The following is a 19,597-nucleotide window of genomic DNA, read 5'->3' as shown; positions in this document are numbered from 1 at the left end:
CCTCTTCACTCACCGATCGCCGCAAGGAGCGCCTTCCGGAGCTCCTCGAGGTCCTCGGACCGGAGGATCTTCTCTCCCTCCCGGTTCTGCAGGTAGAAGACGTCGGCCACCTGGTCCGCCTTCGTCGAGATCTTCGACAGGGCGATGTCGATCCCCAGGGCCGAGAAGGTCCGGGTGATGTCGTACAGCAGGCCGATCCGGTCGTAGGTGAAGATGTCCACGACCGTGTACCGTGAGGAGGCCTCGTTGTCGAAGACGACCCGGGTGGGCCGGTACCGGGATACCTTCTCCCGGACGAACCGGGGGGACATCCGCTCGGCGAACAGCCGGTCCACCCCGGTCTCCCCCTTGAGAACCGCGACCAGGTCCGCCGCCACCCGATCCCCCTTCGGATCGTCCCGGATCGACTTCCCCAGATAGGTCACGTAGAAGCTGTCGAGCGCGACCCCGTCGATCGAGGTGGAGATGGTGGCGTTCAGGATGTTGAACCCGTTCGCCGACAGGGTGCCGGCGATCTTCGCGAACAGGCCGCGCTGGTCGGAACAGGCGATCAGGATCTCCGAAGCGCCCGATTCGGGGAAATCGGACAGCTTCACCCTCGGGGTGCTCCCGTCGTATTCCCGGAGGATCCCGAAGTGGTCCCGGAAGCGGGCGTCGGGTGTCGCGTGGAAATACCGGTCGTCGAACCGGGAGATATAGTAAAGGATTTCCTCTTCCGGAAACCCTTCCAGCAATTCCCGGACCTGCTCCCTCCTGCGCCTCGGCTGCTCCTCGAAGATCCGCTTGAGCGTCCCCGTCTCGAGGAAGTTTTTCGCCTTGGCATACAGTTCCGCGAGGAGCATCGCCTTCCACTGGGTCCAGACCTCCGGCCCGACCGCCCGCAGGTCCGCGTAGGTGAGCAGGTAGAGCATGTCCAGCCGGCGAAGGGTTCCCACCGTCTCGGAGAACCCGAGGATCAGCTCGATGTCGTGCATGTCCCTGCGCTGGGAAACGTGCGCCATCAGCAGGTGGTGCTCGACGAGGAAGACGAGATCCAGGACCTGCTCCGCGGAGAGCCCCAACCGGACCCCGATCTCCTGCACGATACCGGCCCCGATCTTCGAGTGCCCGTGCCCCTTCCCCTTCCCGATGTCGTGGAAGAGGATCGCCAGGTTCAGCAGGTCCTTCCGGGGAATCGCGCGGTAGATCGCCAGGAACTCCTCCTCCTCCCTGGTCCGGGACGCCGCCGTTTCGATCCCGGCCAGGACGCTCGTGGCCCGGATCAGGTGGATGTCCACGGTGTACACGTGATAGATGTCCCGCTGGACGCGGAAGGAGAGGGAGGAGAACTCCGGGATGTACCGGCCGAGGAACCGGCTCTCGTGCATCGCAGTGAGCGTCTCCCGCAGGAAAAGCGGATCCGAGAGGATCTCGAGGAACCGTTTCGCCGACGACGGGTCCTCCCGGAACCCGGGCCCGAGCGCGGGAAGCGCCTTCTGGATGGCCGCCTTCGCCTCCGCGGACATCGCGGACCGTGTCCGCTGCATCGTCCGGAAGAACTCGAAGATCTTCCCGGGCTCCTTCCGGAAGGAGACCCCCTCCAGGGGATGGACCTTCCCCTTGTAGAGGACCGCGACTCCCTCGATCTTCTTCCTCTGGACGGAGAGGATCCTGCCGCGGATCCCCTCGGGGAGGAACCGGTCGACCTGCTCCAGGATCTCCTCCGCGATGTGAGCCGCCATCGCGGCGTTCATGTAGTAGGTCCGCATGAATCGCTCGACCGCCAGGTCCCTCCCCCGCGAGCGGTACCCGAAGTTTCCGGCCATCCTGTCCTGCACCTCGAAGGTGAGCACGTCGGCCTTCTTCCCGTTCAGGGTGTGCAGCTCGTTCCGCACCCGGAGCAGCCAGTCCTGCGCATGCTCGAACGCCCGGATCGTCTTCGAGGAGACGACCCCCTTGTTCCCGAGCTCCCGCAGGTCCCTGCACTTGTACTTGATCCTGGCGGACCAGAGGGCGGTGTGGAGGTCCCTCAGACTCCCCTTCCCCTCCTTGACGTTCGGTTCGAGCACGTAGACCGTCGCCCCGTACTTTGCGTGGCGGCTCCGCATCTCCACCAGCTTCCGGTCGATGAACCGGTCGGATTGGGTGTAATAGAGGAACTTCTCGATCTCCGGGAGCGACTCCCGGTAGAACTCCGCTTCCCCCGCGACGAAACGGCAATCCATCAGGGAGGTCCGCACGGAATCGTCCGCGGTCGCCATCCGGATCGTCTCCTTCACGGTGCGGACGCTGTGCCCGACATCCATCCCCAGGTCCCACAGCGGGTACAGGATCGACTCGGTGACCGCCTCGACATACCGGTCCACCTTGTACGGATAGAGGAACAGCAGGTCGATGTCGGACTTCGGGCAGAGTTCCCGCCGTCCGTATCCTCCCACCGAGACGAGGGAGAGGCGGTACGCAAGGTCGGGAGCGGATGCGAGGAACTGCTCCCGCCCCCGGAGGTAGAGGGCCCGGATCACGTCGTCGACGGCGTCGGAAACCCCGCGGGCGGCCAGGGTCCCCCCCCCGAGGGTCTCCCGCTGCTCCGAGAGCACCGAGGCCAGGGTGCCCGCGAGATAGTCCTTCAGATAGAGCCGGAAATCCCGGTCGGAGGTCTCCTTCCCGGCGATGGCGGCGTTGAAGACCGGGGGGGTCACGGTCGGCTCACGTGCCGGCGCTGGCCAGCGCGCCGTTCTTTTCCCCGTAGTAGCGGATCGCCTCCGCGACGCTGTGCGCGATCGTCTCCAGGTAGGCGCGGCTGCGCAGCCGTGTTTCCTCCGTCCGGTTGCTGATGAACGAGGCCTCCACCAGGACCGCCGTCATCCGCGCGCCCACCAGCACGTAGAAGGGGGCCTGCTTCAGCCCGAGGTCCTGGACCGGCCCGTGCCGCCGCCTCACGTTCCGCACGATCGAATCGTTCACGCTCTTGGCGAGGCGCAGCGATTCCTTCTTCCGGCCGTAGGTGGAAAGGTCGTCGATGATGAACTTCACGGCGGAGAGCTTCGCCACGGGAACCCCGTTCTCGCGCGCCGCCAGTTCCAGGGATTCCCGGTCGGTGGCGTGGCTTAGCACGTAGGTCGAGATCCCCTCGGCCCTCCGGTTGCGGCTCGCGTTGATGTGGAGCGAGACGAAGAGGTCGGCCGCCGCCTGGTTCGCCATGGCGGTCCGCTCCTCGAGCGGGATGAAGAGGTCGGAATCCCTCGTCATCCGGACGTCGAACCTTCCGTCGGCCAGAAGCTGCTGCCGGACGAGACGCCCGATCTCGAGGACCACGTCCTTCTCCATCAGGCCGGAGGGGCCGATCGCCCCCGGGTCCTTCCCGCCATGGCCCGGATCGATCATCACCAGGATCCTTCCCCTCGTCGGAGCCGGCCCGGCGGCCGGGGAGGACCCGCTCCCCTTCGAGTCGATGTCCACGATGATCCGCGGCGGACCGGAGAGGTCGAACACCCGGTAGCCGCTTTCCCGCTCGAGGTCGAGCACCACCCGGACGATCCCCTGGCGGTTCCGTCCGGCCCGCACGTCCCGGAGGAGGCCGTCCTTCACGCGCACGGGGGCCCGCAGGAGCTCCTCCCGGACCTCCGCCGCTTCGATGTCCAGAAAGATCCTGGGAGGAAGCCCGTTGCCGGGATCCGCGGGAAGGAAGCCCGCCTCGTATCTCGCCTCCCCCTCCAGGTCGATCACCACGCGGGTGTATTCGCCGCTCGACCAGTGGCGGATTCCGGATACGGCGGTCGTTGCGGGGGACGCGGAAGACACCGGGGACAGAAATGCCAGGAGCGACGCGAGGAGAACCGCGTTACGATGGCGGGTGAGAAATCTCACCGATTTCCCTTTGACAACCTCTCTTTCCAGGCCACCAGCCGCAGGAGCGCGTCCAGTGGCGTGAACCGCTCGGCGTCCGCCTTGCGGATCTCGTCGAGCACCGCCTCCTCCTCGGACGAAGGCCGGGGCCCGCGGAACAGATCCATCTGGGCGCCCGCGGCCGGGTCCGCAGCCCCCGGGCCGGCGATGCTGGGCATCCCGTATTCATTATACTCGGCGGATTCCAGGTTTTTCAATATTTCTCGCGCCCTTTCGATCACGGGGCCCGGGATCCCGGCGATCCGCGCCACCTGGATCCCGTAGGATTTGCTCGCGCTCCCCTCGTCGATCCGCCGCAGGAAGATGATCTCCCCCTGCCACTCCCGGACCGCCACGTGGAAGTTCCTCGCCCGCGGCCGGGTCTGCGCGATGTCGGTCAGCTCGTGGAAGTGTGTCGCGAAGAGGACCTTCGGCCGGTCGGCATGGTCGTGCAGGTGCTCCGCCACGGCCCAGGCGATGCTCAGGCCGTCGAAGGTGCTCGTCCCCCGCCCCACCTCGTCGAGCACCACGAGGGTCCTTGGGGTGACTCCGGAGAGGATCCGGGAGGTCTCCCGCATCTCGACCATGAAGGTGCTCTCCCCGCGGGAGATGTCGTCGGACGCCCCGATCCGGGTGAAGATCCGGTCCACCACGCCGAGCTCGGCCCGGTCGGCCGGGACAAACGATCCGGCCTGGGCCAGCAGGACGATGAGCGCCACCTGCCGGATGTAGGTCGATTTCCCGGCCATGTTCGGACCGGTGAGGACCGCGACCTGCGTCTCGCCGGGGGAGAGGCGGCAGTCGTTCGGCACGAAGGCGTGCCGCCCGAGGATCCGCTCGACGACCGGGTGGCGGCCGTTCCCGATGACGATCTCCCGTCCCGCGTTCACGGAGGGACGGCAGTACCCCGAGGAGACGGCCAGCTCCGCGTAGCCGAGGAGGACGTCGATCTCCGCCACCGCCCCCGCGGCCCGGACGATTCCGGGCAGATGCGCCTTGAGCTCCTCCCGGAGCGCGAGGAACAGCTCCTCCTCGAGGGCGCAGCGCTCCTCCTCCGCCCGAAGCGTCTTCGCCTCGAACTCCTTGAGCTCCTGCGTGACGAACCGCTCCGCGTTCACCAGCGTCTGCCGCCGGGTATATTCCTCCGGGACCCGGTCGAGGTTGGCGCGCGACACCTCGATGGAGTAGCCGAACACGCGGTTGTACCGGATCTTCAGGCTCTGGATTCCGGTTCTCTCCCGTTCCCGCGCCTCCATGCCGGCGAGGATCTCCCTGCCGTGCGTGAGGAGGTGGGCCAGTTCGTCCACCCGGGGGTGGTGTCCCTCCCGGAAGACCTCTCCCTCCCGGAATCCGACGGGGGCCTCCTCCCGCAAGGCCCCCGACACCTTCTCCACGAACGCACGGTGATCCCCCATCCCCTCCCGGGCCTGGGCCAGCAGAACGCTTACGGCGGAGGAGAGGGCCTCCCGGATCTCCGGCAGATCCTGCAGGGCGCGGGACAGCGCGACGATATCCCGGGGGCCGCTCCGGTCCTGGGCAAGGCGGGACGCCAGGCGGGAGAGGTCGGGGAGCCCGCCCAGCCGCTCCGCGAGCAGCTTCCGCTCGTGTCCGCACTCGACCAGCTCGGCCACCGCCTCGTGACGCTCCCCGATCCGCTTCGGGTCGACGAGAGGCGAGGCCAGCCAGGAGCGCAGCAGCCGCGCTCCCATCGAAGTCCGCGTCCGGTCCACCGCCCACAGCAGGCTTCCCTTCCGATCGCCCGACAGGGAGGAGAAGATCTCCAGGGTCCGCACCGCCGCCTCGTCCAACGCAAGGTAGCGTCTTCCCTCCTTCTCCGTGACCCGGCGGATCTCCGCGAGGGCGGCGGGCTGATGCTTGCGGAGGTAGAGCAGCGCGGCCGAGACGGCGACCCGTGCGGGATGTCCGGGGCCGGGCATCCCCTCGATCCCGGCCGGGACCTCGAAGCGCTCCACCTCCCCGGGGGAAAGCTCGGTCACGAGCGTTCCCTCGAAGAGCCGTCCCATCCGCTGCGCCCCGTCCTCCCGCCCCGGGGTCTCCTCCGGGGACTCCCCCTCCACGAGGACGAACTCCGACGGGGTGAGGAGGTAGAGGGCGTCGGAAAGCGCTTCCGCGCTGTCGCAGGCCTCGTAGAAGAACTCCCCGGTCGTGGCGTCCAGGGCCGCGTAGGCAAAGGGGGAGGACGGCCGCACCGCGGCGAGGAAGTTGTTCCCCCGGGCGTCCAGGCACTCCTCTTGGAAGACGAGCCCGGGGGTCACCACCTCGGTCACCTCCCGGCGGAAGAGCCCGCGTCCGCCCGGCTCCTCCATCTGCTCGCAGATCGCCACCTTGCACCCCTGCCGGATCAGCTTCGACAGGTAGGCGTTCCGCGCATGGTGCGGAATGCCGCACATCGGGATGTTCGCCTCCTTGTCCCGGGTGGTCAGCGCGATGTCGAGCAGGCGGGATGCGCGGATCGCATCCTCGAAGAACATCTCGTAGAAATCCCCCATGCGGAAGAAGAGGATGCAGTCCCGGTACCGGGACTTGATCTCCACGTATTGCTGCATGGCGGGGGTCAGCGGTACCGACATCACCTTCTCGCGGAGTGGCGGTCGCCGGGCGCGGAGGTCACCGGGAGGGACGCAGCGGCCCGAATCTCCCGGAAAGCCTCGCATGCGTCTCCCGAAGCGATTCCGGGAGAACGCGGGTCGACACGACGGAGGTCATGAAGTTCGTGTCCCCTTTCCACCGGGGAACGAGATGCAGATGCAGGTGGTCTTCCACCCCGGCGCCGGCCGCCTTGCCGAGGTTCATCCCGATGTTGAGCCCCTCCGGGGAATACTCCTCCCCGATCGCCTTCGTGCCCAGGGCAAGCAGGGAGATCAGCTCCCCCCGCTCCTCCGGCGTGAGGTCGGAAAGATCGGCCACGTGTCTCCTCGGGGCCAGCAGAACATGCCCGTTGTTGTAGGGATACCGGTTCAGGACGGCGAGGGTGGCCGGGTACAGCCCGAGCACCAGCCGCTCGGGGTCGTCCCGCTCATCCTCGCCTACGCAGAAGATGCACCGCCCTCCGGAGGAACCGCCCCCCCGGATATACTCCATCCGCCAGGGGGAGAAGATCCGCTCCACTACGGGGTCACCCGTTGACCATCTCCCGCAGTTCCTTGCCGACCTTGAAGAAGGGGATCCTTTTTTCCGGGATGAAGACCTTTTCCCCGGTCTTGGGATTGCGCCCCTCCTTTGCGCGGCGGACGCGGACGGTGAAGCTGCCGAAGCCTCGGATCTCGATCTTCTCCCCGCGCTGCAGGGCATCCCGCATGTTGTGGAAGACCGTGTCCACGATCACCTCGCATTCCTTCTTCGTCAGCGTGCCGAGTTTCTCCGACATCATCTGCACCAGGTCGCTCTTCGTCATGCCACGTTCCCTCCGGGATCGTTATCGTGAAAGATAGTCCAATCGAAACCGGGAATGGGTCAATGCCTCGTCGATTATACTTTTCGCCTCGTCCCGAAGCAATTCCAGAATGGAGAACCGCTTTTTCGGGGGAGTGACCACCTTCGGCTCCCCCTCGATCTTCGCCATCCGGGCCGCCTCCGCGACCGCGTCCTCCTGGTTCCCGAGGACGTCGACCAGCCCCCGCTCCTTCGCCTGCTCCCCGGAGAAGATCCGGCCGTCGGCGATCGCGAGAACCTGTTCCCGCGGCAGGTTCCTCCCCTCGGCCACCGCTCCCACGAACTGTCCGTGGACGTTGTCGATCACCCCCTGGAGGAGCTTCCGCTCCCCGGGCTTCATCTCCCGGACGGGGGAGCCGATGTCCTTGTAGTCGCCGCTCTTGACCACCATCCCCCGGACCCCGATCTTCTCGATCAGCTCCTTGACGTTCACGAACTGCATGATGACGCCGATGGAGCCGGTGATGGTCCCGGGGTTGGCGAAGATCTTCTCGGAGGCGCAGGCGATGTAGTATCCCCCGGAGGCGGCCAGCGCCCCCATGGAGGTCACCACCACCTTCTTCCCCCGGAGCTTCCGGACCTCCTCGTGGATCTCCTGGGAGGGACCGACCCCTCCCCCCGGGGAGTTGATCCGGAGGACGATCGCCTTGACCGAATCGTCCTTCGCGAACTTGCGGATCTGCCCGATGACCGGTTCGGAGTCGGCGATCAGCCCAATGATGGGAACGATGCCGACCTTTCCGCCCCCCAAAAACGACATATCGCCCATCCGGGAAACGATCCCCAACAGGAGGAAAAACCCGGCCATTGACGCGAGAATGACGGCGCATCCCCGGAGAAACGGACGACGTCCCCGTCGCACGGGGGATGGACTCCCTTCGGTCATGCGGCCCCCGGGGTCACTCCCCGTTGATCTTCATCTTCGCCCGGGTCAGCGCCTCCCCGAGAGCGGTCATGTTTTCCGGGGGATCGGAAGAGCGGGACATGTAGGACTCCAGGTCCTTCCGCTCCATCCCGTCCTGGTGCGCGCGAACGCTCAGGGAGATCTTCTTGCCGGCCCGGTCCACCGACAGCACCACCGCCCCCACCGCATCTCCCGCCTTGAAGAGGGAGTGGGGAGTGTCGACCTTTTCCCGGGAGAGCTCGGAGATGTGAACGAGCCCCTCGACCCCCTCCTCGAGCTCCACGAACACGCCGAAGTCGGCCACACGGGTGATCTTCCCGTTCACCGCCGCCCCCTTCCGGAACCGGCCCTCGACGCCGTCCCACGGGTCCGACTCCAGATGCTTGATCCCGAGGGAGAACTTCTGGGCATGCGGGTCGACCTTGAGGACCTTCGCCCGGACCCTGTCCCCCCGCTTCAGGAGCTCCCCGGGATGCTTCACCCGCTGGCTCCAGGTGAGGTCGGAGATGTGGACCAGCCCGTCGATCTCCCCCCCGATGTCCACGAACACCCCGAAATCGGTGAGGTTCTTCACGACCCCTTCCACCTCGGACCCCTCCGGGTGCGCGACCCGGAGCTGCTCCCACGGATTGGGGAGAAGCTGCTTGAATCCCAGAGAGATCTTCTTCTGCTCCTGCTCCAGCTTCAGGACCACGACCTCGACCGTATCTCCCACCGTCATGACCTCGGAGGGATCCCGGAGGCGCTTGCTCCAGGACATTTCGGAAACGTGCAGGAGCCCTTCCACCCCCTCCTCCAGCTCGATGAAGGCGCCATATCGGGTGGTGTTCGTCACCCGGCCGGAGAGGCGCGTCTCCGGCCTGTAGCGGGAATCGATTCCCTCCCAGGGATCCGGCTTCATCTGCTTGAGTCCCAGGGAGATCCGCTCCTTTTCCCGGTCGAACCGGATCACCTTCACGCGGAAGACGTCCCCCACTTTGCAGACGTCGGAGGGACGGGACACCTTCCCGTAGCTCATGTCGGTGATGTGCATCAGCCCGTCGAGCCCCCCCAGGTCCATGAACACGCCGTAGTCGGTGATGTTCTTGACCTTCCCCTCGACGACGTCCCCCTCCCGGATCTTCTCGAGGATCGTCTTCCGGCCGGATTCCCGGTTCTGCTCCAGCTGCGCGCGCCTGGAGACCACCACGTTGGCCTTCTTCCGCGAGAGCTTGAGCACCTTGAACTTCCCCTCGAGCCCGATGACCGACTCGTTGTCGCGCACGGGACGCAGGTCCACCTGGCTCCCGGGGAGAAAGGCCTTCACGCCGTCGATGTCGACCGTGTATCCGCCCTTGACCTTGGCCACGATCTTCCCGGGAACGGGGGTTCCCTCCTCGTGGGCCTTCTGGAGGTCGTCCCACATCCGGGCGCGCAGCACCTTTTCCCGGGACAGCAGGACGAACCCCTGGGTGGAGTCGTACCGCTCGACCATCACGTCGAGCGGGTCCCCCGGCGAGAGGGAGGACCGCTCCTCCTCGGTCAGGTCGGTGAGCTGCAGCATCCCCTCGGATTTCCGGTGGATGTTGACCGCGACATAATCCTTCAGCACCTGGATCACCACCCCGTGGATGATCTCGCCCTCCTGGGGGGTTTCCAGACTCTCCTCGAACATCTTCCCGAAGTCGTCCTCGGTCTTGCCCGGGTGCCCGATGTCGCCATCCTCTGCATCCATCCGGTTCCCGTCCGGTTGGTTCTGGTCAACGGGTTTGTCGTCCATCTTCCGCTCCTTGTGGATTATGCTGTCCGTATATCATACCCCGTGAAAGATGCAACCAGTATCATGGGTTTTCGCGGGGTTCCGCTACTGGGTGTAGACCACTTCCACCGGTTCTCCGGACCAGGTTTCCCGGATTTTCCCGACCAGTCCGTCGATGATCCACTGGGGAGTGGAGGCCCCTGCCGTCACCCCCACGCTGGCGACCCCTTCGAGCGGCCCCGTCGACAGTTCCTCCGCGGTCTCGATGTGGAGCGTGTTCTCGTTGATTTCCCGGCAGATCTCGAAGAGCCGCCGGGTGTTCGCACTGTTGTAGCCCCCCAGGACGATCATCAGGTCGGTCCTCCCGGCAACCGCGATGGACTCCTTCTGCCGCAGGATCGTCGCGTTGCAGATCGTGTTGTAGACCCGCACCTCGGGGAACTTCGACAGGGCAGCCGAGACGAACTCCAGCAGACGCTCGAGCGACTGGGTCGTCTGCGCGACGATCCCCGCCTTCCGGACCCCGGGCTTGATGCGCCGGATCTCCTCCAGGGAGGCGAGGATCGGAACCCCCGGGCCGATATAGCTGACGATGCTCTTCACTTCCGGATGGTTCTCGTCTCCCACCACGATCACCGCGTACCCCTCCCGGCTCAGCCGGGAGGCATGCTCCTGCGCCTTGCTCACGAACGGGCAGGTGGCGTCGATGACCTCCACTTCCTTCCCGCGCAGCGCCTCCTGGTCGGCGCGGGTGATGCCGTGGGACCGGACGATCACCTTCCCGCAGGCGATCTGGTCCACCGACTCGACGACATGGACCCCCCGGGTCTCCAGGTCCCGCACCGCCTGGGGATTGTGGATCAGCGGACCCAGGGAATGGATGGGGCGCACCTCCCGGTCCTTCTCCCCCTTCCGCGCGGTGTCGTTCGCGATCGAGATCGCCCGCTTGACGCCGAAGCAGAACCCCGCGCTCCGGGCGATGTGGATCCGTTTCACCGGTCCGCTCCTTCCCGGCTCCTTCCCTCCGAGACGGGAAGATGGCGCATCATGGCGTCGACCACCTCCCCCGCGGAGAGGTTCGTGGAGTCGATCCGGATCGCCCCGGGCGGGACGGAAAGCGGGGAGTGCTCCCGGGTGCTGTCCTGGATGTCCCGCCGCAGCACCTCCCGGAACACCTCTTCGAACGGCTTCCCCGCCTCCGCCCCCCACTCGAGATACCGCCGCATCGCCCGCACGGCCGCCTGCGCGTCCAGGTAGAACTTCACCTCGGCGTCCGGGAAGACCACCGTCCCCGTGTCGCGTCCTTCCAGCACCACGCCTCCCCGCTCCCCCATCCTCCGCTGGAGCGCGACCAGCGAGTCCCGCACCGGCCCATGGGCGGACACCTCCGACGCCCCCATGCTGACCTCCGGAGACCGGATGGGGCCGCTCACATCCTCCTCCGACAGGAACAGCCGCAGCTCCCCGTCCGCCGGGCGGAACTCCATCGACAACCGCCCGCAGAGCCGGCCGAGCGCATCCCCGTCGGACCATGGGATCCCGGCCCTCCGGGCGGCCAGCGCGCAGGCGCGGTACATCGCCCCCGTGTCCAGCCGGACGAACCCGGCCCTTTTTGCCAGGAGACGGGACACGGTGCTCTTCCCGGCGCCGGAGGGGCCGTCGATCGTCACGATCGGCCTCTCCCTCACCGGACCAGTTCCCCGAGACGTTCCTCGAACCCGGGAAACGACGTGGCGATGCAGGAGGTGTCGGAAACCTTCACCGGAACCCCGCTCGCGGCGGAAAGGACCAGGATCGACATCGCGATCCGGTGGTCTCCGCCGCTGTCGCAGGTTTCGCCTTCCCGCAGCCGGGCCGGCCCCTCGACCCAGATCCCGTCCGGAGTTTCGCCGCACGGAACTCCGAGCCGGGAAAGGGAAGAACGCATCGCCCCGATCCGGTCCGACTCCTTCACCCGCAGCTCCTGCGCCCCCCGGATCTCCGTGCGGCCCCGGGCCAGCGCGGCGGCGGCGCAGATCGCGGGAACCTCGTCGATCAGGGAAGGGATCTCCGCCGGCTCCACCTCCGTTCCGACGAGCTCCCGGCCCCGGACGACCAGATCGGCGACCGGTTCCCCCCCCTCCTCCCGGACCGACTCGAAGGTGATCTCCGCCCCCATCCTGCGGAGCACCTCGACGGCCCCGGTCCTCCCCGGGTTCACCCCCACCCCCGGGATCCGGAGGCGGGAGCCCGGCAGGCAGGCGGCGAGCACCAGGAAAAAGGCGGCCGAGGAGATGTCGCCGGGGGCCTGCATCGTAAGGGGGGGGAGGGCCTCCGCGGGATGGACCGTGATCCCGTCCCCGTCCCGGATCACCCGCGCACCCATCGCCGACAGCATCCTCTCCGTGTGGTCCCGCGAGGGGAGCGGCTCCACGACCGTGACCGGGGAATCGGCGTGGAGACCGGCCAGCAGGAGGCAGGACTTCACCTGGGCGGAGGCGACCGGCATCTCGTACCGGATCCCCTGGAGCGTACCGCCCCGGATGCAGAGCGGCGGAAAGGTGTCGTCGCGGCGGCCGGTGATCCTCGCCCCCATCCGGGAAAGCGGGAGCACGATCCTTCCCATGGGCCGGCGACGGAGATAGGGATCTCCGGTGATGAAGGTGACGAAAGGCTGCGCCGCGAGCAGCCCGGCCCCGATCCGGATCGTCGTCCCGGAGTTCCCCGCGTCGATGACGTCCCCGGGCTCGGAAAACCGCCGCATCCCCGGGCCCTCGATCCGCAGCTCCGTTGCGGACCGCTCCTCGATCGAAACCCCCAGCGCCCGCATCATCGTCACCGTCCGCCGGGTGTCCTCCGCGGACAGGAACCCCCGGATCCTGCTCTCCCCTCCGGCCAGGGAGGCCAACAGGACGGATCTGTGGCTGATCGACTTGTCTCCGGGTACTCCGACCGTTCCTTCCAGTCCGCCCGTGCGCTTCACGTCAGATCCCGTCCCGGGTCTGTTTCGCCTTTCGAAAATAGGCGATCAGCCCCGTCTCGTCCCGTTCCCGGATGAGCCGGGTCAGCCGATCGAAGCTCCTCCGGTAGTGCGCGGCGGCGCGCAGGACCTCGGTCCGGTTCTGGAGGACGATATCCTTCCACATCTCGGGATTGCTGGAGGCGATCCGGGTGAAATCCCGGAACCCTCCCGCAGAGTAGCCCAGGGGTACCCGGGAGGAGAGGGTCGCCACGGAGTGGACCAGGGCGTACGCGACGGCGTGCGGGAGATGGGACACGTAGGCGAACACGTGATCGTGGGTCTCCGGGTCCATCCGGACGACCCGGGCTCCCGCCCGTTCCCACAGCTTCCCGACCCGGAGGAGCGCTCCCTCGCTGTTCCCCCTGGCGGGGGTGAGGATCGCGGTCTTGCGGGAAAAGAGCTTCGGGTCCGCCGCCAGGAAGCCCGAGTTCTCCGTCCCGGCGATCGGGTGGCCGCCGACGAACTCGGCTCCGGGAGCGATGCTCTCCGTGCCTGCCCGCACGATCTCCGCCTTGACGCTTCCGGCGTCGGTCAGCACCGTCCCGGGGCGCATCCTCTTCCCCAGGCGGCGGATGAGGGGCAGGGAGCGCTGGACCGGAACGCAGACCATCACGATGTCGCACGAGGCGATCTCCCGCTCGCCGCAGGCGCGGTCGATCGCGCCCCGCTCCACGGCCAGCCGGGCGTGCTCCGCCCGGCGGTCGAATCCCCAGATTTCCGGGGAACCCCGCGTTCTCCGCAGCGCGAGCGCCAGGGAGCCGCCGATCAGTCCCAGCCCCGCGATTCCCAGGCGCTCCCGGCTCATGCGTTCGCCAGCGTCTTCCCGACCGCCTGCGCGATCTTCTTCAGGCGGGGGATCATTTCCCGGAAGGCGTCGGGCCGGAGCGACTGCGGACCGTCCGACAGCGCCCTCTCCGGGTCGGGGTGGACTTCGATCATGACTCCGTCGGCTCCGGCGGCGATCGCGGCGGCGGCCAGCGGCTCGACCAGCCCCACCTTTCCCGCCGCGTGGCTCGGGTCGGCGATCACCGGCAGGTGGGAGAGCCCCTTCACGACCGGGATGGACGACACGTCGAAGGTATTCCGGGTGGCCGTCTCGAAGGTCCGGACCCCCCGCTCGCAGAGGATGATTTGGCTGTTCCCCTCGGAGGCGATATACTCCGCCGACATCAGCCACTCCACGATCGTCGCGCTTAAGCCCCGCTTCAGGATCACAGGCTTGTCGAGCTTCCCCACTTCGGTCAGGAGGCGGAAATTCTGCATGTTTCTCGCACCGATCTGGATCACGTCGGCGTACCGGACCACCAGGTCGATGTCCCGGGGGTCCATCAGCTCCGTGGCCACCGGCAGCCCGGTGATCTCGCGCGCCTCCTCGAGGTACCGCAGCCCCTCCTCCCCCAGCCCCTGGAATGCGTAGGGGGAGGTGCGCGGCTTGAAGGCGCCGCCCCGCAGGAAGGAGGCTCCGCAGGAGGCCACCCGGCTTCCCACCCCGAGCATCATCTCCTTCCCCTCGACCGAGCAGGGCCCCGCGATGAGCGCCACGGTGCCCCCCCCGATCTTCTGCCCCCTCACGGTGACGACCGTGTCCTCCTTCTGGAAGTCCCGGCTGACCAGCTTGTAGGGCTTGAGGATCCGGAGCACCTTCTCGACGCACTCCATCCCCTCGAAGGCTTCCGGCTGCATGTGCCGCTCGTCGCCGATCGCCCCGATGATCGTCCTCTCCACCCCCTTCGAGGTGTGGCAGGTGAGCCCGTACGAGCGGATCTTCTCCTCCACCAGCTCGATCTCGCGGGCGGTCGCCCCGCCTTTCAGCACGATGATCATGTACAGCTCCTCCCGGGGATTCCTCTGCCGCCCCGCGGTGTCCGCCCCCGAAGGGGGTCAGATCGCGCGCGGATAGGATCCGAGGATCTTCAGGAAATGGGCGCGCATCCGCAGCTCGTCCACGGCCCCCGCGACCGGGTCGTCCGTGATGTGCCCCTCCATGTCGAGGAAAAAAAGGTATTCCCACGCCTTCTTCTTGACCGGCCGGGATTCGATCTTCGTGAGGTTCACCCGGTGCTTCGCGAACGGCTCCAGCATGAGGTAGAGCGACCCCACCTCGTCCTTCCCGGAAAAGAGGATGGAGGTCTTGTCGTTCCCGGTCCGTTCCGGGGACAGCTTCCCGACGATGATGAACCGGGTGAAGTTGTTCGCATTGTCCTGGATCCGCTTCCGGACGGCCTTGAGGCCGTAGAGCTTCGCGGCCGCCTCCCCGGCCACCGCGGCGGCGGAGGGGTCGTCCGCGGCGAGCTCCGCCGCCCGGGCGGTGCTCTCCACGTCGAAGACCGGGATCTCCCGCAGGTTCCGCTCGAGCCACCCCCGGCACTGGGCGATCGCGTGGGGATGGGAGTAGATCTTCCGCACATGCCCGGCGTCCCCCGTCACCGACAGCAGATCGTGGTCCACCTCCAGGAGGATCTCCCCGCTGATCCGGAGGGTGTGCTCGACGAACATGTCGAGCGTGTTGCTCACGATCCCCTCGCTCGAGTTCTCGATCGGGACGACGCCGAAGTCGGCGATCCCCCGCTCCACCGCGTCGAACACCTCGGAGACGGTGATCTGGTGGACGTACTCGGCGCTCTCGCCGAAGTGCTTCAGGCAGGCGAGGTGGGTGAAGGTCGCCCGCGGCCCGAGGAACGCGACGCTCAGCGGCTTTTCGAGGGAGAGGGAGGCCGAGATGATCTCCCGGTAGATCGCCTTGAGCGCCTCGCCCGGAAAGGGGCCGGGGTTCTCCGCGATGAGGCGGCGCAGGATCTCCACCTCCCGCTCCGGCACGTAGTAGCGGAGGTTCTTCTCGGTTTTGAGCTTGCCGATCTCGAGCGCCGCCCGGGCCCGGCGGTTCAGCAGGGAGAGGATCCCGTTATCCGCCGCGTCGATCTCGGCACGAAGCTCCTTCATCCGGTCCTGCATCGGTCAGGCGCCGCCCGCCTTCCTCTTCATCCGCCCGATCTCCCGGAACTTGGCATAGCGGCGGTCCAGGAGCTGGCGAACCGACAGCGAGCGGACCGCGGCGAGCGACTCGACGAGCGCCGCCTTGACCGCCTCCGCGGCCGCCTTGTGGTCCCGGTGGGCGCCCCCCTCCGGCTCCGGGATGATCCGGTCCACGACACCGAACTTCTTCAGGTCCGGGGCGGTGATCTTCATCATCTCGGCCGCCGTCTCCGCGCTCGCGGTGTCCCTCCAGAGGATGGAGGCGCACCCTTCCGGGGAGATCACCGAGTAGATCGCGAACTCCATCATCAGGATCAGGTCCCCCACCCCCAGGGCCAGCGCACCGCCGCTCCCCCCCTCGCCGATCACCACGACCACGATCGGGGTCTCCAGCCGGGCCATCTCGAGAAGGTTCCGGGCGATCGCCTCGGACTGCCCCCGCTCCTCCGCCCCGATCCCGGGGAAGGCCCCCGGCGTGTCGATGAAGGTGACGACGGGGAGGCGGAACTTCTCCGCGAGCTTCATCACCCGGAGGGCCTTCCGGTAGCCCTCGGGGTGGGCCATCCCGAAGTTCCGCCGGATCTTCTCGTTCGTGTTCCGCCCCTTCTGCTGCCCGATGACGAGCACCTTCTCGGCGTCCAGCTCCGCGAATCCGGCGACGATCGACGGGTCGTCCCGGTAGAGGCGGTCCCCGTGGATCTCGAGGAAATTCCTAAACATCAGGTTCATGTAATCGAGCATGTAGGGGCGGTTCGGGTGGCGGGCGAGCAGGGTGATCTGCCACCGGGTGAGGTTCGAAAAGATCTCCTTCCGGATCTTGGCGATCTTCTTCTCCAGCTTGCCGGTCTCCTCGCGGACGCTTCGGTCGGTCCCGTCGTCGACCCGCCGGAGCTGGTCGAGCCGGTTCTCCAGGTCCACGATCGGTCTCTCGAAATCCAGGTATTGGAGGATCATCCCTCCTCCTTGTCGGGAGTAACTTCCTAATTTATGGGAAAATCCCGGTCACAACAAGTACTTTCTGGACATCTCCGCCATGGCGCGGACCGCTGAATCCCCTTCAATCCACCGGACCGCCTCCTCGGAGGCCAGCCAGGTCAGCTGCCGCTTCGCATACCGCCGGGTGTCCCGCTTCAGCTCCCGGACCGCCTCCTCCAGCGGGACTCCCCCAAGCAGGTGGGAGAGGATGTGGCGATACCCCAGCGCATCCATGCTCCGGAGCCCGGGGCCGTATCCCCGGGAGAGCAGCCCCCGGACCTCCTCGACCAGCCCGGAGCGGATCATCCCGTCGGCGCGCTCCCCGATCCTCCGGTAGAGCTCCTCCCGGCCGGTCCGGAGAGCGAAAAAGAGGACCCGGTACCTCCCCGGGCCGCCCTCCCAGGCCGTCCTGCGGGAGCTGGCGGGAGCCCCCGTGATCTTTGCGATCTCGAGGGCCCGAAGGACCCGCAGCCGGTCCGACGGGTGAATCTTCGCCGCGGCGGCCGGATCGTCCCGCCGCAGCGCCGCGTGGAGCGCTTCCCCCCCCTCCTCCACCCACCTCCGGGCGAGCGCTTCCCGCACCTCGGGGTCGGAAGGAAGGGGGTCGAGCCCCCGGATCAGGGCCCGCAGATAGAGTCCCGTTCCCCCGACCAGGAGGGGGTGCCGCCCCCGGGAACGGATCTCCCGGATCGCCTCCTTCGCCTCCGCCACGAACCGTCCGGCGCTGTACGGATCGTCGGGGTCCGCAACGTCGATCAGGTGGTGGGGGATCTCCGCCCGCTCCGCGGTAGAGGGCTTGGCGGTCCCGATATCCATCCCGCGGTACACCTGCATCGAATCGGCACCGACGATCTCCAGGGGAAGGAGGCGGGCCAGCGCCATCGCGGCGCCGGTTTTCCCCGACGCGGTGGGGCCGGAGAGGACGAGGAGGCGGATCCCGGGCATCGGCCCTTCAGGAGCGGTGGAACATCCTGCCCATCTCGGCGGAGGAGAGGGTTACCCACACCGGACGCCCGTGGGGGCAGCTGTGGGAGGCCACGGCGCGGTCGAGCTCCTGGAGCAGCGCGCGCATCCCCTCCTTTTCCAGCAGGGTCCCCCCCCGCAGGGAGGCATGGCAGGCGATCCTCCAGAGCTCCCGGTCGACGTCGAAGATCCCCTTCGGCGCTGCCTCCTGGGAAAGGAGGAAGTCGCACAGGTCCTTCCACCACCCCTGCAGGTCGAAATGGCCCAGGATCGCGGGTCCACCGGTGATCTTGAACGTGTCCTCCCCGAACGTCTCGTAGAGGAAGCCGGCCTGGTCCAGGAACTGCTCGATCGTCGACCGCTCCCTCTTCCCCCCGCCCTGCAGGGAGACCACCTGCGGCACGAGCCACCGCTGGACCGACGCTCCCTTGCCGAGATAGAAGTCCTTGAGCCGGGAGAAGACGATCCGTTCGTCTGCCGCATGCTGGTCGACGATGACCATCTCCCCCGCCCCCTCGCAGACGATATAGGTCCCCAGGATCTGCCCCACCGGCTTCAGGGAGGCGAACCCTCCCCGCTCCAGGAACCCCTGCGACTCGAATCCCGGAATACTGGGATGCGGCTCGCGCTCCCCGGGAAAGGCCTCCGGCAGGAGCGGCATGACCTCCGAAAGTTTCGGGATCCCCGGCATGTCTCTCCTCCCGACCTCCACCGCGACCGGGAGGGAAGCGGCCTTCGGGGCGATCTCCCCGAGCGCTTCCCCGATCGCATGGCGCACCAGCTCGAAGAGATCCTTCCCGTACCGGAACCGGACTTCCGTCTTGGAGGGATGCACGTTCACGTCGACCTCCGCCGGGTCGCACGTAAGGAAGAGGTAGAGGACGGGCTGCCGGTCCGGTGCGAGAATCCCCCGGTAGGCCTCCCGGACGGCGGCGAACACCCCGCGGTCCCGGAAATCCCGGCCGTTCACGAAAAAGTGGAGTCCCGAGGATCCGAACCGGGAAAGATGCGGCAGTCCCGCCCACCCGGTGACCCGAAAAAAGGCGGAGGTCTGTTCGAGGGGCACGAGGTATTTCGCATCCTGCCCGGCATGCCGCAGCGCCCTGTCGAGCCGGCTCTCCCCACGCTCGCAGGAGGAATCGGTCCGGCCGTCCGTCATCCGGAAGGAGACCCCCTCGCAGGGAATGGCGATCGCGTGGAACACCTCCCACAGGTGCGCCATCTCGGTTCGCGGGCTCTTGAGGAACTTCCGTCGCGCCGGAACATTCCCGAACAGGTCGGAGACCTCGACGGTGGTTCCGCGGGGAGCGCCGGCCTCCCGGACGGAGAGGATCTCCCCCGCACGGGCCAGAACCTCCGCCCCCGTCTCCTCCCCTTCCGGACGGGAGACGATCCTCATCCGGGACACCGCGGCGATCGACGGGAGCGCCTCCCCCCGGAACCCGAAGGTGGCCAGCCGCTGCAGATCCTCCGCGGCGGCGATCTTGCTCGTGGTGTGCCGCTGCAGCGCCTTGCGGACCTCTTCGGCCGTCATGCCGGATCCGTCGTCCGACACCCGCAGGGTGAACGGGAAGGCCTCCGAGACCTGCGCCTCCACGAACGTTCCCCCGGCGTCCACCGCGTTCTCCAGGAGCTCCTTGAGGACGGAGGCGGGCCGGGTCACCACCTCCCCGGCGGCGATCTGGTTGACGACCCCGTCGGGGAGAAGCCGGATCCTGTCTTGCAC

General features: G+C 67.4%; 16 protein-coding genes. All 16 read right to left on the bottom strand.

The window, feature by feature from the left end:
- Positions 1–5: 5 nt before the first annotated feature.
- Positions 6–2,678, bottom strand: a complete 2,673-nt coding sequence (locus A2X88_02050; GenBank protein ID OGP33876.1) for a [protein-PII] uridylyltransferase — start codon at positions 2,676–2,678, stop codon at positions 6–8.
- A gap of 7 nt (positions 2,679–2,685) precedes the next feature.
- Positions 2,686–3,708, bottom strand: coding sequence for a hypothetical protein (locus tag A2X88_02045; protein ID OGP33875.1), 1,023 nt, complete (start codon positions 3,706–3,708; stop codon positions 2,686–2,688).
- 134 nt (positions 3,709–3,842) lie between these two features.
- On the bottom strand, positions 3,843–6,455 hold the full coding sequence (locus A2X88_02040; protein ID OGP33874.1) for a DNA mismatch repair protein MutS: 2,613 nt from the start codon (positions 6,453–6,455) through the stop codon (positions 3,843–3,845).
- Between the two features lie 37 nt (positions 6,456–6,492).
- Entirely contained in the window at positions 6,493–6,993 is a 501-nt protein-coding gene (locus tag A2X88_02035) for an HIT family hydrolase (GenBank protein ID OGP33873.1), read from the bottom strand.
- A 7-nt stretch (positions 6,994–7,000) separates the two neighbouring features.
- On the bottom strand, positions 7,001–7,279 hold the full coding sequence (locus tag A2X88_02030; GenBank protein ID OGP33872.1) for an integration host factor subunit beta: 279 nt from the start codon (positions 7,277–7,279) through the stop codon (positions 7,001–7,003).
- A 21-nt stretch (positions 7,280–7,300) separates the two neighbouring features.
- Positions 7,301–8,203 (bottom strand): hypothetical protein, encoded by a 903-nt coding sequence (locus tag A2X88_02025; protein ID OGP33871.1) that lies wholly within the window; start codon positions 8,201–8,203, stop codon positions 7,301–7,303.
- Positions 8,204–8,216: 13 nt separating this feature from the next.
- Positions 8,217–9,980, bottom strand: coding sequence for a hypothetical protein (locus A2X88_02020; GenBank protein ID OGP33870.1), 1,764 nt, complete (start codon positions 9,978–9,980; stop codon positions 8,217–8,219).
- Between the two features lie 84 nt (positions 9,981–10,064).
- Complete coding sequence (locus A2X88_02015) at positions 10,065–10,955, bottom strand: 4-hydroxy-3-methylbut-2-enyl diphosphate reductase (protein ID OGP33869.1); 891 nt, start codon at positions 10,953–10,955, stop codon at positions 10,065–10,067.
- Positions 10,952–11,647 carry a cytidylate kinase gene (locus A2X88_02010; protein ID OGP33868.1) on the bottom strand — a complete coding sequence of 232 codons (696 nt, stop codon included), beginning with the start codon at positions 11,645–11,647 and terminating at the stop codon, positions 10,952–10,954. Before A2X88_02010 ends, A2X88_02015 begins: the two co-directional genes overlap by 4 nt.
- Positions 11,644–12,921, bottom strand: coding sequence for a 3-phosphoshikimate 1-carboxyvinyltransferase (locus tag A2X88_02005; protein ID OGP33867.1), 1,278 nt, complete (start codon positions 12,919–12,921; stop codon positions 11,644–11,646). The genes A2X88_02010 and A2X88_02005 overlap by 4 nt, the downstream gene beginning before the upstream one ends.
- Before the next feature lies 1 nt (position 12,922).
- A complete protein-coding gene (locus A2X88_02000) occupies positions 12,923–13,765 on the bottom strand; it encodes a hypothetical protein (protein OGP33866.1) in 843 nt (280 codons plus the stop codon).
- A complete protein-coding gene (locus tag A2X88_01995; GenBank protein ID OGP33865.1) occupies positions 13,762–14,784 on the bottom strand; it encodes a 3-deoxy-7-phosphoheptulonate synthase in 1,023 nt (340 codons plus the stop codon). Before A2X88_01995 ends, A2X88_02000 begins: the two co-directional genes overlap by 4 nt.
- 57 nt (positions 14,785–14,841) lie before the next feature.
- Positions 14,842–15,912 (bottom strand): chorismate mutase, encoded by a 1,071-nt coding sequence (locus A2X88_01990; protein ID OGP33864.1) that lies wholly within the window; start codon positions 15,910–15,912, stop codon positions 14,842–14,844.
- Positions 15,913–15,915: 3 nt separating this feature from the next.
- Positions 15,916–16,887 (bottom strand): acetyl-CoA carboxylase carboxyltransferase subunit alpha, encoded by a 972-nt coding sequence (locus tag A2X88_01985; GenBank protein ID OGP33863.1) that lies wholly within the window; start codon positions 16,885–16,887, stop codon positions 15,916–15,918.
- A gap of 48 nt (positions 16,888–16,935) precedes the next feature.
- Positions 16,936–17,853 carry a tRNA (adenosine(37)-N6)-dimethylallyltransferase MiaA gene (locus A2X88_01980; protein ID OGP33862.1) on the bottom strand — a complete coding sequence of 306 codons (918 nt, stop codon included), beginning with the start codon at positions 17,851–17,853 and terminating at the stop codon, positions 16,936–16,938.
- A gap of 7 nt (positions 17,854–17,860) precedes the next feature.
- Entirely contained in the window at positions 17,861–19,597 is a 1,737-nt protein-coding gene (locus tag A2X88_01975; protein ID OGP33909.1) for a hypothetical protein, read from the bottom strand.

The sequence above is a fragment of the Deltaproteobacteria bacterium GWC2_65_14 genome, assembly GCA_001797615.1.
Classification (GTDB): Bacteria; Desulfobacterota; Deferrimicrobia; order Deferrimicrobiales; family Deferrimicrobiaceae; genus GWC2-65-14.
The sequence above is the reverse complement of the archived record's forward strand: the minus strand, read 5'-3'. Positions and strand labels throughout refer to the sequence as shown.